This is a genomic window from Pseudomonas sp. B10 (assembly GCF_900156235.1).
Classification (GTDB): Bacteria; Pseudomonadota; Gammaproteobacteria; order Pseudomonadales; family Pseudomonadaceae; genus Aquipseudomonas; species Aquipseudomonas siliginis.
The window spans coordinates 1961986-1979032 of the sequence record NZ_LT707063.1 but is presented as its reverse complement, the minus strand read 5'-3'; the positions used below and the strand labels follow the sequence as shown (position 1 = coordinate 1979032).

Here is a 17047-nt window from a genome sequence, read left to right as displayed (position 1 = left end):
GGCCAAACAAGCCGCGTTGGATGTCGTTTTTTGCAGCGATGCACGCAGGCAAATAAACAGAAATTTTGACGGGTTCCGAGAGCCTCTGATGGGCGCAATCAGCGTCTGGCACTGTTGCGGGGCTTCAGAATGGCTTTTGCTCCCTGTAAGGGAATATTGCTGACCCGTATGGGGCGGCATTATAGGGAAATTTTTACCGGCGTGGTGCGGCGAATCGGCTCATGGCGAGGCCGAGGAGGGGGTGGATTTCGGTCCGACCGAGGGATTACAGGGCTTTGCGCGGAATCGGCCCCGGCAGATTTTTTTTCGTTAATTTTTTGGCAGGTGGTTTTTTGTTTAAAAAATAGCCAGAAAAGCGGGTTTTTCACTATATCTAGTGTTTTGCAAGCGATTTTCACGACTCCAGACACAACTGAGCCCGACCGAAGTCGGGCTGGAATCGACCCTCAATGTAGCGTTGAGCGATCCGATTCGGTGCAGTCTGATTCAGTTCGTGCAGCCGTTGCCCATGATGCTGTAGCGCAGGATGTGGCGTTGGCCTTTGGAGTCGTCGTATTCCATTTTTGCCGGTACTACTTCGCAGACATTCGGAACATCGCTCATCGATACAACTTTGGCGATGTCCAGATGCGTGGAGTAAGTGTATTCCTCGATGACCGGTTGTTGCTGTGCGACATCAGTCGGGACCTCATCTGCCATGGCGGTTGCGCACAGACTGCTGAGGGCCAGAACCAATAAAGCTTTCATTTCTAATTCACCTTTTTGAGGTCGAGTGGGGTCACGCAACCTTTTTAGGGTTGCGTGTGGAGCTTGAGTATTTGATGCGTTACTTGGAGAGCTGGATTAACGGCCTTCGTGGGGGCTGTAACGTTGTTAATCGCGGTTGCCTTGTTGGCGAGGTGAATTTTAGGGCGGTGGGATGCAGGTAAACAGGGGCGGTTTTGATAAACACTTTTGATAGATTTGGTAACAATCGATTGAGGTCTTGGTGTCTGGCCGGATGGGGTTTGCCTGAAGGACTGCGTTGACTGCATCGCTGGCAAGCCAGCTCCCACATGGAATGCGGACATTTTGTAGGGGCTTGTTACTACCATCGTCGAATGGTTCTATGGCCCCCACCCGGCTACAACGGGGTCATACAAAAACAACTATTACACCGAGGTAGGAAAGATGAGTGCGGCTTCTCTGTATCCCGTTCGTCCCGAGGTTCTGGCAAACACGCTGACTGACGAGGCGACCTACAAAGCCATGTACCAGCAGTCGGTCGTCAACCCTGACGGCTTCTGGCGCGAGCAAGCCAAGCGTCTGGACTGGATCAAGCCCTTCACCACGGTGAAACAGACCTCGTTCGACGATCACCATGTCGACATCAAGTGGTTTGCTGACGGCACCCTGAACGTTTCCTACAACTGCCTCGACCGCCATCTGGCCGAGCGCGGCGACCAAGTCGCGATCATCTGGGAAGGCGACGATCCTTCCGAAAGCCGCAACATCACCTACCGCGAACTGCACGAGCAAGTGTGCAAACTGGCCAACGCCCTGCGTGGTCAGGACGTGCACCGTGGCGACGTGGTGACCATTTACATGCCGATGATCCCCGAAGCCGTGGTCGCCATGTTGGCCTGCACCCGGATCGGCGCGATTCACTCGGTGGTGTTCGGCGGTTTCTCGCCGGAAGCCCTGGCCGGTCGCATCATCGATTGCCGTTCGAAAGTGGTGATCACCGCTGACGAAGGCATCCGTGCCGGCAAGAAGATTTCCCTCAAGGCCAACGTCGACGACGCGCTGACCAACCCGGAAACCAGCAGCATCCAGAAAGTCATCGTGTGCAAGCGCACCGGTGGCGACATCAAGTGGAACCAGCATCGCGACATCTGGTACGAAGACCTGATGAAGGTCGCAGGCACCGTTTGCGCACCGAAAGAGATGGGCGCCGAAGAAGCGTTGTTCATCCTTTATACCTCCGGCTCCACCGGCAAGCCGAAGGGCGTGCAGCACACCACTGGCGGTTATCTGCTGTATGCGGCGATGACCCACGAGCGTGTGTTTGACTACCGTCCGGGCGAAATCTACTGGTGCACCGCCGACGTCGGCTGGGTTACCGGCCACAGTTACATCGTCTACGGCCCGCTGGCCAACGGCGCGACCACCGTGCTGTTCGAAGGTGTGCCGAACTACCCGGACATCACCCGGGTGGCGAAGATCATCGACAAGCACAAGGTCAACATCCTCTACACCGCGCCGACCGCGATCCGCGCGATGATGGCCTCGGGTCAGGCCGCCGTGGAAGGCGCCGATGGCAGCAGCCTGCGTCTGCTCGGTTCGGTGGGCGAGCCGATCAACCCGGAAGCTTGGGACTGGTACTACAAGAATGTCGGCAAGTCGCGTTGCCCGATCGTCGATACCTGGTGGCAGACCGAAACCGGCGGCAACATGATGAGCCCGCTGCCGGGTGCCCATGCGCTGAAGCCGGGTTCGGCGGCGCGTCCGTTCTTCGGTGTGGTGCCGGCGCTGGTCGACAACCTCGGCAACATCATTGAGGGCGAGGCTGAAGGCAATCTGGTGATTCTCGATTCGTGGCCAGGCCAGGCGCGTACGCTGTACGGCGATCATGATCGTTTCGTCGATACCTACTTCAAGACCTTCCGTGGCATGTACTTCACCGGTGACGGCGCGCGTCGCGATGCCGACGGTTACTACTGGATCACCGGGCGCGTGGACGATGTGCTCAACGTCTCCGGCCACCGCATGGGCACCGCCGAGATCGAGAGCGCGATGGTCGCGCATCCGAAGGTGGCCGAAGCTGCGGTGGTGGGCGTGCCGCATGACATCAAGGGGCAGGGCATCTATGTCTATGTGACCTTGAAGAATGGCGAGGAGCCGACCGAGCAACTGCGTCTGGAGCTGAAGAACTGGGTGCGCAAAGAGATCGGCCCGATCGCTTCGCCGGACGTGATCCAGTGGGCGCCGGGGCTGCCGAAGACCCGTTCGGGCAAGATCATGCGCCGCATCCTGCGCAAGATCGCCACGGCGGAATACGACGGGCTGGGCGATATCTCGACCCTGGCGGATCCGGGTGTGGTGCAGCATTTGATTGATACGCACAAGACCATGAATGTTGCTTAAGTAGCAGGTTGATGTGCTGAAAAGCCCTGTTCGGTGTTCGCCGGACAGGGCTTTTTTGTGTCTGCAGATTTTGTGCTGGTAGGGCTGGCCTTATCGCTGGCAAGCCAGCTCCCACAGGTTTTTGATCGTTCCCACGCTCTGCGTGGGAATGCAGCAAGGGACGCTCTGCGTCCCATAAGCCGACGCAGAGCGTCGAGGGAGGCGTTCCCACGCGGAGCGTGGGAACGATCAGCGACTCAACCAATAATTATCGATCTGCACCGTCAGACCTTTCCCGCTGTTACCCGCCACAACCCAATGTGTAACCGCCCGCGCCAAACCGGGGCAAAGGGAAACGCATCGCCCCGTTTTAGAGCCTCGAAACCCCCGGTGAAAAATAAGACATAACGCTGCGCTTGCCGGATTAGAAGGGTTTACGAATAATAGGCCCGCAACTTGCAATATGTATCGGTTCACTGTCTTTCGCTCTTGCATGAATTTGCAGGGCTGTCAATGAGCTCAAACCGCTTTCTCGGTGCATCTGTAATTAGTTGTCGCATTGAAGAAATATCGGCTTCGGGCCTGTCGTTAGAATGCCGATCACTCGCTCATCGTGGCTGACGTTGAAATCGCCTGCGGTTTCAACGGGAAATTTCCGCCGATGCGCAACCGATTTCCGATTCACCCATTCGCATATTGGGCTGTCGCTCACTCTGCCGTTTTTGCCCTTTACCGATGGAGTCCCAAGATGAAGAAACTTGTGCTGCTTGGCGCCCTGGCACTGTCCGTGCTGTCGCTGAATGCCGTCGCTGACGAAAAACCTGTGAAGATCGGCATCGAAGCGGCTTACCCTCCATTCGCTTCGAAAGCACCGGACGGCAGCATCGTCGGTTTCGACTACGACATCGGCAACGCGCTGTGCGAAGAGATGAAGGTCAAGTGCGTGTGGGTCGAGCAAGAGTTCGACGGTCTGATCCCGGCTCTCAAAGTGCGCAAGATCGACGCCATCCTGTCGTCGATGTCGATCACCGAAGATCGCAAGAAGTCGGTCGACTTCACCAACAAGTACTACAACACCCCGGCGCGTCTGGTCATGAAGGCCGGTACTCAGGTCAGCGAAGGTCTGGCTGAGCTGAAAGGCAAGAACATCGGCGTACAGCGTGGTTCGATCCACGAGCGTTTCGCCCGCGAAGTTCTCGCTCCATTGGGCGCCGAGATCAAGCCGTACGGCTCGCAGAACGAAATCTACCTCGACGTGGCTGCCGGTCGTCTCGACGGTACCGTGGCTGACGCCACCCTGCTCGACGACGGTTTCCTGAAAACCGACGCCGGCAAAGGCTTCGCATTCGTTGGCCCGGCCTTCACCGACGTCAAATACTTCGGCGACGGCGTAGGTATCGCAGTGCGCAAGGGCGACGCCCTGAAAGACAAGATCAACACTGCCATCGCGGCCATCCGCGAAAACGGCAAATACAAAGCAATCCAGGACAAGTACTTCGCCTTCGACATCTACGGCAAGTAAGACGTCTCTGCGACAAGTCCGAAATGGCGCAAGCAACAGAATCTCTGCGGTTTGCGCCATTTTTTCATCCCAACTTTCGAGGACCTGAATCATGTTGAAAGGCTACGGGGCTGTCATCCTCGATGGCGCATGGCTGACTCTTCAGCTCGCCTTGTCGTCCATGGCTCTGGCCATCGTTCTCGGGCTGATCGGTGTCGCGTTGCGCCTGTCGCCGGTGCGCTGGCTGGCGTGGCTGGGCGACCTGTATTCGACGGTGATCCGCGGCATTCCCGATCTGGTGCTGATCCTGCTGATCTTCTACGGCGGTCAGGACTTGCTCAACCGCGTCGCGCCTATGCTCGGCTATGACGACTACATCGACCTGAACCCGCTGGCCGCCGGTATCGGCACCCTCGGTTTCATCTTCGGTGCGTACCTCTCGGAAACCTTCCGTGGTGCGTTCATGGCGATCCCCAAGGGCCAGGCCGAAGCGGGCATGGCGTACGGCATGAGCAGTTTTCAGGTGTTCTTCCGGGTGATGGTGCCGCAGATGATTCGCTTGGCGATTCCCGGCTTCACCAACAACTGGCTGGTACTGACCAAGGCCACCGCGCTGATTTCCGTGGTCGGTCTGCAAGACATGATGTTCAAGGCCAAGCAGGCGGCGGATGCCACGCGCGAGCCTTTCACCTTCTTCCTCGCAGTGGCGGCGATGTACCTGGTGATCACCAGTGTTTCGTTGCTGGCATTGCGTCACCTTGAGAAGCGCTACTCGGTAGGCGTAAGGGCGGCTGATCTATGATCTTCGACTACAACGTCATCTGGGAGGCACTGCCGCTGTACTTCAGCGGCCTGCTGACCACCCTCAAACTGCTCGCGCTGTCGCTGTTCTTCGGCTTGCTCGCGGCGTTGCCGCTGGGGCTGATGCGCGTCTCGAAAAATCCGTTCGTCAACGGCGCCGCATGGCTGTACACCTACGTGATTCGCGGCACGCCGATGCTGGTGCAGCTGTTCCTGATCTACTACGGTCTGGCCCAGTTCGAAGCGGTACGCGAAAGCTTCCTGTGGCCGTGGCTGTCCAGTGCAACGTTCTGCGCCTGCCTGGCTTTTGCCGTGAACACCAGCGCCTACACCGCGGAAATCATTGCCGGCAGCCTCAAGGCCACGCCGAACGGTGAGATCGAAGCGGCCAAGGCCATGGGCATGTCGCGCTTCAAGCTGTACAAGCGCATCCTGCTGCCGTCGGCCCTGCGCCGCGCGCTGCCGCAGTACAGCAACGAAGTGATCATGATGCTGCAGACCACCAGTCTGGCGTCGATCGTGACCCTGATCGACATCACTGGCGCGGCACGTACCGTCAATGCGCAGTTCTACCTGCCGTTCGAGGCGTACATCACCGCTGGCGTGTTCTACCTGTGCCTGACCTTCATTCTGGTCAAGCTGTTCAAACTGGCCGAGCGTCGCTGGTTGAGCTACCTCGCGCCACGGAAGCACTGATATGCAACGCATTGATCACGTATTGCCGTGGAGCCACCTGGGCAGCGAGCGCAAGGTTTCGGTTTTCCGTTTCGGTGAGGGCGAGCGCAAGGCCTACATTCAGGCCAGCCTGCACGCCGATGAACTGCCGGGCATGCGCACCGCCTGGGAGCTGAAAAAGCGCCTCGGCGAACTCGAAGCGCAAGGCTTGCTCAACGGCGTGATCGAGCTGGTGCCGGTGGCCAATCCGATCGGTCTCGGGCAATTGCTGCAAGGCAATTTCCAGGGCCGTTTCGAGGCGGGCAGCGGCAAGAATTTCAATCGTGATTTCGTCGAGCTCAGCGCGCCGGTGGCGGCGGCACTGGGCGAAAAACTCGGTGATGATCCCCATGCCAACGTGCGCCTGATCCGTCAGGCAATGGCCGACCACTTGGCTGGCTTGCCTGAAGCGAGCAGCCAGTTGCAGGGCATGCAGCGTGTGCTGCTCAGCCACGCCTGCACCGCCGATGTGGTGCTGGATCTGCACTGCGATGCCGAAGCCGCGCTGCACATGTACGCGCTGCCGCAGCACTGGCCGCAGTGGCGTTCGCTGTCGGCGCACCTGAACGTCAAGGTTGGTTTGCTCGCGGAAGATTCCGGCGGCAGCTCGTTTGACGAAGCCTGCTCGCTGCCGTGGCTGCGCCTGTCGCGGCACTTCCCCGATGCGCAGATTCCGCTGGCGTGTCTGGCGACGACGATCGAGCTGGGCGGGCAGGCCGACACCGGCCGCGTCGAAGCCGAGGCTTATGCTGAAGGCATTCTGGCGTTCCTTGCCGAGCAAGGTCTAATCACCGGCGAGTGGCCGGACCCGGCCTTCGAACCGTGCGAAGGCATGCCGTTCGAAGGCACCGAATTGTTGTTCGCGCCGCACCCCGGTGTGGTGAGTTTTTCCCGCAAGCCCGGCGAATGGGTCGAGGCGGGCGACGAGATTTTTCAAGTGATCGACCCTGTGTCCGATCGGGTCAGCACGGTATGTGCTGGTACGTCCGGGGTGCTGTTTGCCATTGAACGGCTGCGCTATGCCCAACCCGGTTTCTGGCTGGCCAAGGTGGCGGGGCGCGAAGCGCTGCGTCACGGGCGCTTGCTCAACGACTGACTGACTGTTTTTGTGAGAACCGACCGCATGTACAAACTTGAAGTCCAAGACCTGCATAAACGCTATGGCAGTCACGAAGTGCTCAAGGGCGTGTCCCTGAAAGCCGCCGCCGGCGATGTGATCAGCATCATCGGCTCCAGTGGCTCCGGCAAAAGTACTTTCCTGCGCTGCATCAACCTGCTCGAGCAGCCGCACGCCGGCAAGATCCTGCTCAACAACGAAGAGCTGAAACTGGTGGCGAACAAGGACGGCGCGCTGAAAGCCGCTGATCCGAAACAGCTGCAACGCATGCGTTCGCGCCTGTCGATGGTGTTCCAGCATTTCAACCTGTGGTCGCACATGACCGCGATTGAAAACATCATGGAAGCGCCGGTGCACGTGCTCGGCGTACCCAAGTACGAAGCCCGGGAAAAAGCCGAGTACTACCTGAACAAGGTTGGCGTGGCCCATCGCAAAGACGCGTTCCCGGGGCACATGTCCGGTGGCGAGCAGCAGCGTGTGGCGATTGCCCGGGCGCTGGCGATGGAGCCGGAAGTGATGCTGTTCGACGAACCGACCTCGGCCCTCGACCCGGAACTGGTTGGCGACGTGCTGAAAGTCATGCAGGCGCTGGCGCAGGAAGGCCGCACCATGGTCGTGGTGACCCACGAAATGGGCTTCGCCCGTGAAGTGTCGAACCAGTTGGTGTTCCTGCACAAAGGCGTCGTCGAAGAAAGCGGCAACCCGCGCGAAGTGCTGGTCAACCCGCAGTCGGAGCGCTTGCAGCAGTTCCTGTCGGGCAGCCTGAAATAAATCAGGGCTGCCGTTGTGCACCAGATTAGGTCATGCTTCGCGATCTTCTGGCTGGCTCAGATCCCCTGTGGGAGCGAGCCTGCTCGCGAAAGCGGTAGAACAGCCAGCAATTATGTTGACTGGTACACCGCCTTCGCGAGCAGGCTCGCTCCCACATTCTGATCTTCACCGGTTTCAGGATTTGTGTTCATTTCCGGGCTAGCATTGGCCCATGCCTTCATCACCGTTGTTCGTTTCGGATTGCCCGCCCATGACTGCCCATCGAATTGGTTTCCTGATTTGGCCCAGCACTAAAGCGTTGACGCTGGCGCTGGCGGAGGAGGCCTTGCGTGTTGCGCAGCGGGTGCACCCGGACGTGGTTTACGAACTGTCGTTCTTGCAGGCCGAGCCGCAGAGCGAAGGTGCGTGGCAATTGCCCGGCGAACCCTGGGCCGGCAAGCTCGAGAATTTCCAGAAACTGTTCCTGCTCGCTGACGAGCCACCGACCACGCTCGCGCCGGCGCTGAGCAGTGCGCTCAAGCAACTGGTGCGTGCCGGTTGCGTGATCGGTGGTCTGTCGGCCGGTGTCTATCCACTGGCCCAGCTCGGTTTGCTCGACGGTTATCGCGCCGCCGTGCACTGGCGCTGGCAGGACGATTTCGCTGAGCGCTTCCCGAAAGTCATCGCCACCAGTCATCTGTTCGACTGGGATCGCGATCGTCTGACCGCTTGTGGTGGCATGTCGGTGCTCGACCTGTTGCTGGCGGTGCTGGCCCGCGATCACGGTGCGGAACTGGCCGGTGCGGTGTCGGAAGAACTGGTCGTTGAGCGCATCCGCGAGGGCGGTGAGCGTCAGCGCATCCCGTTGCAGAATCGCCTCGGCTCCAGCCATCCGAAGCTCACCCAAGCGGTGTTGCTGATGGAAGCCAACATCGAAGAGCCGCTGACCACCGACGAAATCGCCCAGCACGTGTGCGTATCCCGTCGGCAGTTGGAGCGGATCTTCAAGCAATACCTCAACCGCGTGCCGAGCCAGTACTACCTGGAATTGCGCCTGAACAAGGCCCGGCAGATGTTGATGCAGACCAGCAAGTCGATCATCCAGATCGGCCTCTCGTGCGGCTTTTCCTCGGGGCCGCACTTCTCCAGCGCCTATCGCAATTTCTTCGGTGCCACGCCGCGCGAAGATCGCAACCAGCGGCGCAGCAGCAGCCCGTTCGAATTGTCGTCAGTGCCGCCGGAGCGTGGCTGAGCGCGGATCGACCCTCAATCGGTTTCCATGCCGCCGGAGAAGTCATGGAAGTCCTCAATCGTCTGATACGCGGTGTCGTTGCTCGACTGCTGCGCCAGCAGGCGCAATTGATACGCCGCCTCATACCGCTGCAGGCCCTGCAAACTTTCGGCAGTCAGCGGGTTGTCGCTGAAGTCGTATTCGGTCAGCACGTCGCCGGGCTGTGAAGGAAACTCGCCCGGCAACTCGGTGATCGCGTTCCCGGACAAGTCCGCGTACATCAATCGAGGCAGTTCGAGCAGGCCGTCAGGCACCTTGCTCAAGGCACAGTTGCCCAGGCGCACATCGGTCATCTGCGGGAAATGACTCAGATCCGGAGCGATGTTGAGCGGATTGTCGCTCAGGTCCACCGATCTCAGGTTTCTCAGCGTTGCGAATGCTTCTGCGGTCTGCGCAGTCAACGTGATCTCACAGCCCGGCAGATACAGGCTGCGCAGCCTTTCCATAGCGAAAATCGGGGCGGGAATCTCGCCCAGCGGATAATTGCGGATGTCGATGCCTTTGAGCTTCGGGAACAGCTCCAGCAGACGATCGATCCGAGGCGCAGCGGACGCTGTGGTGGTCAGTTTCAATTGTTCGATGTGGTCGAAACGCGCGGTCAGCGGCGGCAGCTCACCGGTAAACGACAACTCGCAGCTGACCCTTGGCCCTGTCAGGAACGAGGGCGCACGGCGCAGGTCGTCTTCGAGGTTTTGCCTGAAGTGCTGGCGGTTGAGTCTTTCCCTGGCTGCCGCGTCGTTCGTGAGCGGCATCTGCGTGCCAGAATCGTCGGGAAACTCGTTGGCCCAGCTATCCAGGCGTTCGAGCAGGCTGGTGAGCTCCGTTTTGCGGCGCATCAGCTCAACACGTCCTTCGGCCAGCGTGCCCGCAAGCTTGTAGACCAGATCGTTGGCATCGAAGCCGAACAGCGATGGATAAAGGCTTTGCGCCAGATCGATGTCTTGCTGTTGGACCCAGACACCGAAGTTGTCAGCCTTGGCCTGGAATGCGGCCTTGATCCGTTCTCTGGAAGCAACCGACAACGGGTTGCCGCCCAGTTCAATGCCGCGATCGGCATATTGCGTCAGTTGCGCCGGCAATTCGCTGATGTTGTTGTCGCTCAGCAACGCGACTTCCAGGTGCGGCAGCTGTTCCAGTCCGGCGGGAAGACTATCGATGCCGGTGTTGATCAGGTCGATGAACGTCAGGTTCTGCAGTGTCGATAGGTCGGGCGTGACCTGCAGTGGGTTGCTATACAGGTCCAGAGATTTCAATCGGGTCATCGTGGACAGGATCGCTTGTCCGGCAGGATCCAGAGTGATCTGGCACTTGCTCAGCATCAACCTCTCAAGCAACGGCAGGCTTGGCAGCGATTGGGGTATCCGGCCCAGGGCGAAATCCTGCAGTTCCAGTCCGCGCAGGCCGCTGAAGCTTCGGAAAAAACCATCCGGAATGTTCAAACCCGGATTGCCTTGAAGGTTGAGATGAGTGATGTGGCTGAAGTCAGCGGTCAGTTCCGGCAATTCGCCGGTGAATGTCGCATCGGCTTCGAAAGTATTGAACCGCAGGGCTGAGTTTTCGTTTTGCCGGCCGCGCCAGAGTTTCTCAAGGTCGCTGCTGAATCTTTGTCTGGCGGCGAGTTCTGCAAATCTTTCCGGCGCAGTCCAGGGCAGCTCTGTCGAAGGGTTGTTGACCGGCAAGCGCGCGCTCCATGTGTTGAGATCACTGATCAGGCGGGCGATTTCCGCCTCCCATCTGATCAGTTGCGCCGTGCCGGTCTGTAATGTCCCGGGCAGGCGATAAATCATGTTGATCGCAGCGTTTTCGCCCAGTCGCGGGAACAGTCTCTGCGCCATGGCAATGTCAGCCGATGGCGGCTTGATCCGGAAGTTGCGCCCTTGTGCGGCGTAGTAGCGCTTGACGCGCTCGCGGGCATTCATGGACAGAGGATTGTCGTTCAGATAGACGCTGTCGGCCCGCTCGGGATGCAAACTGAAGACAGCGTCGGGCAGCACGGTTATCTGGTTGTTATTGAGATGGAGCTCTCGCAGTAGCGGATGCTCGGCGATGCCCTTCGGCACGCTCGTCAGTTCGCTATGGCCGAGTGAGAAGTTCGTCACCTTGGGCAGGATTGTCAGGTCTGGCGCGTTTGTCAGTGGGTTATGGCTCAGATCGAGCAACCGCAACTCGGGCAGCGCGCCGAGTACCTGCTGCCCGGCAGGGGTAAGCGTCAGCGCGCAGTCATTGAGTTTGAGCTCTTTGAGATAGTGCAGACGGCTGACGAATGAAGGGATGTCATAGAGTGTGAAAGCTTTCAGTTCCAGTATCTGAAGATTCGGGAACAAGGCAGCGAACGGCTCCAGTCCCGCGATCGTCACGTTGCCCGCCAGCTTGAGGCTGGTAACGTGATCGAAGTTGACCGTCAGGCGCGGCATTTCGCCGAGGAACTGAAGGTCTGCCGCAAAAGAACGAGCGCGCTTGCCGGTGCCCATCGATCTTTCGCCCCAGAAGTCCTCTATCAATTGCTTGAAGTCCGAGCGAGCGGATCGTTGCGCCAGATGCTCGCTTGCGCTTAAGGCCTGACCGGTAACCGGGTGCGCAGACGGCGTTGCCAAGGCCCAGCGGGTCAGGTCATCGCGCATTTGTTGCTGTTCTGCTTGCCAGCGAAGGAGCTGTTGGCGACCGTCGGTCAGGTCGCCGGGCAAGTCGTAAATCATCTCGCTGGCCTCTTGCTTGTTCAGACCTGGAAACAACTGCCGGGCGAGGCTCACGTCCGGCTCGGCCGCCAATACGTCGAAGTCGTTGCGATGGAGGCGGTAGTAGTTTTTGATCTGGTCGCGGGTGGCGGCCGATAGCGGGTTGTCGGCAAGGTCAATGCCGTCACTGCGCTCGGCGGGGAGGTCGAACAGCGCCTCGGGCAGTTGCGTGATGCGGTTGCCTGCGAGCACTGCGGTTCGCAACCCCGGATGGCTGTCCAGTCCTTCGGGAACGACGGTCAGCCCGCAGTTGGACAGATCGAGATAGATCAATTCGGGCAACGAATTCAGGTCGGGGAACGTACCCAACGGATTGTCGCTCAGGTCCAGTGAGTCGAGGCTGCCAAGTGACAGCAGCGCAGCCTGGTTTTCCGGGGTCATGACCACGCCACAATTTTTCAGCTCCAGATCGCTCAGTTGAGGCAGTTTTGCTTCGCCCAGCGCAAGCGGTCCCAGTTCGAAGCCGTTCATTTTCAGCTTGGCAAGGTTGGGGAAGCACTCCACGAAGCGCAGGGCGTCGGTGATACTGGCGTTGCCGGTGAGGTTCAGCCGCGTCACGCGCTCGAGACCGGCGCTGAGTATCGGCATATCCCCACTGAACGTCGCCGTTGCCCTGAGTTCTTCAAGGCGCGGGTACAGGGGCGGGCTGCGCCAGAATTGCTCGATCTGTTGCGCAAAGGATCGCCGGGCCTCCAGTTCGCGGGCCTGTGCCTCGAGAGGCAGACGCTCCCCCGCCTCAGAGGCGGTCACGGTGGCCTGGTTGATCCATTGACTGAGTTCGAGATTCAGCACGCCGAGTTCATTTTCCCAGCGGGACAACTGTGCGCCGCACTCCGCCAATGGCCCGGGCAATCGGTACAGCACCTGTGTTGCGCCTTCCGTGTCGAGGGATGGAAACAAGGCGATGGTGCGTTGCAGATCCTCCTGCACGGGCCGGACGCCGAAGTGCCTTCCGGTGTGCTCGTAGAACACTTTTACCCGCTCGCGGGAGGCCGCCGTCAACGGGTTATCGGCGAAGGTATAACCATCGCTGAGGGAGCTGGCCAGGTTGAAAAAACTGTCCGGTATCCGCGTGATGCGGTTGCGATCGAATTGCGCCGAAATCAGGCGCGGATGATCCAGCAGATCGTCGGGCACCGTGTGAATGCCGGTATCCGACAGGTTCACGTAGCGCAACGAAGGCAGTGTATGCAGGTCCGGAGGCAGGCCCAGCGCGTTACCTTGCAGATCGAGCAGGGTGAGCTGCGGCATGGCCGCGAGCACTGACTCTGTGACCGTCGTCAGACTGATCCGGCAATTGCGTAAGCGCAATTCGCGCAGCGAGCGCATCGAAGTCAGTGCTTGCGGCAGGCTCGACAGATTGAGGTTGCGCGCATCGATATTCTGCAACTGGCTGAAGGACTGCAGAAAGCTGTCGACAGATGTGGTCATCGGGCTGCCATCAATGGCAAGCGAGGTGATATGGCTGAAGTCTGCTGACAACACGGGCAAGTCGCCCATCACCGCAGGTGTAAGGCGCAAGGCGTATCCGGCGGCAAAGCCCCGGTGATTGATACCCGTGACGTGCTCCCGTCTCCAGGCTTTGAGCAATTGCTCCCTGAGCAGCCTGCGATTCTGGATTTCGGCGCGCTTCTCCAGCGAGGTGAGCGCCGTGCCGGTTTCCGGGTGCACGGTGGGCGGATTGTTGGCCCAGACATGCAGTTCGTTCTGCAATTGCAGGTAGTCATTTTGCAAGCGAAGCATTTCGGCGCGCGGGCCTGCGGGACTTCTGCGCATGCTTTCGGCGAGGAAGCGCATTTCATGGTTCGACATGCGCGGATAGAGCACCCGGATGTCTTCTTCGAAGGTGTGCGGCTGGTAAGCGGGGCGTGGCGGACGCGGAGCATGGGCGTAACCATCGGTACCCAGCAGGCGCAGGGTGTCGACAGTCGGCGCTCGGGACGGCGTATCGGCAATCACCTGACGCCACTCGTTGCGCTCGAGCGTGCGTTCGCGAATGGCCGCCTTCAGCGCCTGACCCTGGCCGATCCGCATGTCGAGGCTCTGGCGCTCGCTGTCGGGCAATGCGTACAACAGGCTGGAATAGAAATCAGCGAACGAATGCAGCTGCTGCCCACGATCGTCATAAGGTTGGTATTGGCCATCGTCGCGGCGAACCAGCACCTTGTATTCGGGCGCATCGTCACGGCCGATCGTGTCCAGTAACCGGCCTTCGTAGCGGCCGTCACGGATTTCGATGCGCACATCGCCGCTCCAGCCCGGCAGCAGTTTGAGGCTGTGCAGCGCCAGAGAGTCAGAGTCGGAATTGCTCACCGAGGCCAGCTCAAGGCCTTCATACGCGCGGGTAAGGCGCACCTCGTCACTGGCCATCTGCATGAGCGCCTGCTGGCGCGGGGGCAATTGTCCTTCGCTGATCTGCAGCAGTTCGCTGCCGGTCGCGGTATCGAGCAGTTCGCGGGTAATGCTGGCCGGCAATTGCGGAGGGTGGGTCTTGAGTCGAGCGGCCAACGGGTCGTCGAGGTGCTGAAGGGCTTGATAGCGCGACTCGAACAGCGCGCTGGTGTTGCGTCTGGCGAGGTCGGCCACTTGCTTGCGCAGGTTCTGGCTGCGGACCTCGATGGACGGCGTCGGTCCGGCGAAGGGCTCGTCCAGCAAGTTTTTGATCTGCGTCTCGTCGAGGACGTGGAGCAGCGCTTTGAGCACGTCGCCACCGACCAGTTCGCCCTGGCGCAGTTCGGTCACGGGCAGGCTTGCGTCTGTGGACGATTGCCACAATGGCTCGCCTTGGCGATCGAGCAGGCGCAGGCACTGGTCGTCTGGCCAGCGGCCGTATTCGCTGAGCACCTGCAGCTGCGTGACCGGGTCGGCGCGCAAAAAAACTTCAGCGTCAGCGCTGTCGAGCTGGTCGATGAAGCGTTGCAACTGCTGATCAATCTTGAAGCGCTGGATGCTGTCGGCCAGCAGCGGCGGGACCTTTTCCTGCTCGACATGCATTTTGCGCAACGCGTCTTCGCTGGTTCCGCTGATCTGCAGGACGGTTTCGCGCTCGCTCGCGGACAAGCTCTCGACCGCAGGGCCGATACGGCGCAGCGCGGTTGCGCCATCCCATTCCAGCGGTTGCTCCAGTTCAGTGTGCCAGGCACCTTCGCCATTGTGGCGCAGCGCCGGTTGGTATGCGTCGGGGCGACTCGGATGTTCGATGCGGTACTGCCCCGGCACCTGGCTTTCGGTGACTGCAAAGTGCGCATCCTCCAGTGGCAACAGGCGCTTGTCTTCATGGGTATGCAGACCCAGTGCATCGGGTTGCGAATCGGCACTCGGGCGCTGCGGATGTTTGTAGCGTTCGAGATCCGGTTGCCAGTAGCGGGTGTCGCCATTGGCCAGTTGTACCGGTTTGAAGCGGTCGATGAACGCCACGATTTCCTTGGGCAATACCTTGCGAAACTCGGCCGCGCCAATCGCACCGCCGACGGCGAACATGCCCAACTGGATCATCGATTCCACGGTGCCCATCAGGTGTTCGACCGCTTCGGTCGTGCGCCCCTGCGCCCACTCGACAATGCCTTCGAATACTTCATCGAGCATCTGATAGGCCATGTACGCCATCATCGCTTCACCGAGCACCGGCACGAACGGCGCGACGATCATCGCCGCGGTCTGGGCGATGGAAGAGAGGATGTTGACCAGCGAATCCCAGAACGCCCAGCGCGCCCTTTGATCAACCAGCGCAGTCGGTACGGCAATGGTTCGGGCGTCATTGAAGATCTTGTTCAGTTTTGCCTGGTACAGGTGTTGCCAGACATCGTCGTAAAACGGCGTCAGCGCGGTCTGCAGATCGGGCCGCTCCACCGGGGCTTCTCGCCACGCCGGCAGCGGGTCGCCGGGTTCGTGCGGATGCCAGCGGATTTCACTGAGCCGGCTGTTGAGGGTGCTGAAGAAAAAGCCGCGCTGGTCGTGATTGACGAAGCGGCTGAAGAACTGCTGATAGTCCCTGGAGCGCAACTGGCGCGTCAGTTCCACAACCATTTCCAGTGGCGAGGCGTACTCCTTGAACGGATGTTCGGGGTCATCCGGGACGTAGGCGACGACGCGCGCTGCATTGCGTGTCATGTACAGGTCCTGGGCGAATACCACGATGCCGGTCAGCGGTGCGCAAAGCATCGTCATGTCATGACACAGCAGCGGGGCGCCGTGCACATGCAGGCCTTTCACACCGTCGAGCATGGCCTCGATCAGGCGTACCGCGTTTTCCGACACGTCGCGGTTCATCCGCGCCCATTGCAGGGCCGATTTCATCGCGGCCTTCTGGCTGGCGTCGAGCTTGCCGCGCAATACCGACGCGACCATTGGATCGGAGTAGCCCAGATTGTCTTCCAGACTGGCTTTGTATTTCGCACCGATATCCAGTCGACGGCACAGTTTTGTGAATGCGGGAATGCTCAGTCTGGCCTTGATGTCGGGCAGGGTTTCAAACTGTCCTGTAGCCGAAGGTGCGCTAGTGAATGTCGACTCGGCTTCGAAGGCGTCGTCTTCGGTTTCCCTGTCTTCGAAGTTATGCAGTGCCGCCTCGAGCAGTGACACGGACCAGGCGCGGGCGCCGGTGCGGATCGGAAACCACGGGGTGGTGGCGGGAATGTACAGGCGCACGTAGGTGTTTCTGACATCCAGTTCCAGATCGAAGCAGCTTTTCAGCTCGGCCTTGAGCAGGGGCTCGGCGAAGGCCGCAGCGTCCTGCAAGTGCTCCAGGCTTTTATCGACCCGGCTCTGGGCGCTGATATGCGCCGCCCCAAGGCTTTTCATCAGCGCGTGCTGTTCGGCTGGCGCGTTCTTGAGCGCGGCCGGTTGTTGCGGGACGCTGTTCTTCAGCGCTTCGCGCCGCGTGGCTGAGGTGTCGCCCAGCCAGGCCGGAATCGCGTTTTTCAGTAGTTGGTAATGTTCGTCCGCATGTTGCGCGTCATGTACGGCGTCCGGGGTTGCCGATGGGGGTGCTTCAGACAAATGCATGGCCATTCCTTGGCGTTGGGAAGAACCCT

General features: G+C 59.9%; 9 protein-coding genes. 7 read left to right on the top strand and 2 right to left on the bottom strand.

Going from position 1 to position 17047, the window contains the following annotated elements:
* Nucleotides 1–486 precede the first annotated feature (486 nt).
* Nucleotides 487–747, bottom strand: a complete 261-nt coding sequence (locus BXA01_RS08825) for a DUF2790 domain-containing protein (RefSeq protein ID WP_024014021.1) — start codon at nucleotides 745–747, stop codon at nucleotides 487–489.
* Nucleotides 748–1170: 423 nt separating this feature from the next.
* Between BXA01_RS08825 and acs the strand changes: the two genes are divergently transcribed.
* The 7 genes from acs (at nucleotide 1171) to argR (ending at nucleotide 9240) form a co-directional block, all read left to right on the top strand.
* A complete protein-coding gene (gene acs, locus BXA01_RS08820) occupies nucleotides 1171–3126 on the top strand; it encodes an acetate--CoA ligase (protein ID WP_016773581.1) in 1956 nt (651 codons plus the stop codon).
* Nucleotides 3127–3853: 727 nt separating this feature from the next.
* A complete protein-coding gene (locus BXA01_RS08810; RefSeq protein ID WP_024014020.1) occupies nucleotides 3854–4627 on the top strand; it encodes an ABC transporter substrate-binding protein in 774 nt (257 codons plus the stop codon).
* 91 nt (nucleotides 4628–4718) lie between these two features.
* A complete protein-coding gene (locus BXA01_RS08805; RefSeq protein WP_016773583.1) occupies nucleotides 4719–5408 on the top strand; it encodes an ABC transporter permease in 690 nt (229 codons plus the stop codon).
* Nucleotides 5405–6103 (top strand): ABC transporter permease, encoded by a 699-nt coding sequence (locus tag BXA01_RS08800; RefSeq protein WP_024014019.1) that lies wholly within the window; start codon nucleotides 5405–5407, stop codon nucleotides 6101–6103. The genes BXA01_RS08805 and BXA01_RS08800 overlap by 4 nt, the downstream gene beginning before the upstream one ends.
* Nucleotide 6104: 1 nt before the next feature.
* Nucleotides 6105–7217, top strand: coding sequence for a succinylglutamate desuccinylase/aspartoacylase family protein (locus BXA01_RS08795; RefSeq protein WP_076563875.1), 1113 nt, complete (start codon nucleotides 6105–6107; stop codon nucleotides 7215–7217).
* A gap of 27 nt (nucleotides 7218–7244) precedes the next feature.
* The gene (locus BXA01_RS08790; RefSeq protein WP_007912705.1) at nucleotides 7245–8009 is read left to right on the top strand and encodes an ABC transporter ATP-binding protein; all 765 of its coding nucleotides are present in this window, start codon (nucleotides 7245–7247) and stop codon (nucleotides 8007–8009) included.
* A gap of 250 nt (nucleotides 8010–8259) precedes the next feature.
* Nucleotides 8260–9240: a transcriptional regulator ArgR gene (argR, locus tag BXA01_RS08785; RefSeq protein ID WP_024014018.1), complete on the top strand. Its 981-nt coding sequence runs from the start codon at nucleotides 8260–8262 to the stop codon at nucleotides 9238–9240.
* A 14-nt stretch (nucleotides 9241–9254) separates the two neighbouring features.
* Here argR and BXA01_RS08780 read toward each other — a convergent pair whose 3' ends face one another.
* Nucleotides 9255–17018, bottom strand: coding sequence for a dermonecrotic toxin domain-containing protein (locus tag BXA01_RS08780; RefSeq protein WP_076563874.1), 7764 nt, complete (start codon nucleotides 17016–17018; stop codon nucleotides 9255–9257).
* Nucleotides 17019–17047: the final 29 nt, after the last annotated feature.

Coding starts and splice junctions, on each gene's coding strand:
- BXA01_RS08825 (WP_024014021.1), bottom strand. CDS start 747: ATGAAAGCTTTATTGGTTCTGGCCCTCAGCAGTCTGTGCGCAACCGCC.
- acs (WP_016773581.1), top strand. CDS start 1,171: ATGAGTGCGGCTTCTCTGTATCCCGTTCGTCCCGAGGTTCTGGCAAAC.
- BXA01_RS08810 (WP_024014020.1), top strand. CDS start 3,854: ATGAAGAAACTTGTGCTGCTTGGCGCCCTGGCACTGTCCGTGCTGTCG.
- BXA01_RS08805 (WP_016773583.1), top strand. CDS start 4,719: ATGTTGAAAGGCTACGGGGCTGTCATCCTCGATGGCGCATGGCTGACT.
- BXA01_RS08800 (WP_024014019.1), top strand. CDS start 5,405: ATGATCTTCGACTACAACGTCATCTGGGAGGCACTGCCGCTGTACTTC.
- BXA01_RS08795 (WP_076563875.1), top strand. CDS start 6,105: ATGCAACGCATTGATCACGTATTGCCGTGGAGCCACCTGGGCAGCGAG.
- BXA01_RS08790 (WP_007912705.1), top strand. CDS start 7,245: ATGTACAAACTTGAAGTCCAAGACCTGCATAAACGCTATGGCAGTCAC.
- argR (WP_024014018.1), top strand. CDS start 8,260: ATGACTGCCCATCGAATTGGTTTCCTGATTTGGCCCAGCACTAAAGCG.
- BXA01_RS08780 (WP_076563874.1), bottom strand. CDS start 17,018: ATGCATTTGTCTGAAGCACCCCCATCGGCAACCCCGGACGCCGTACAT.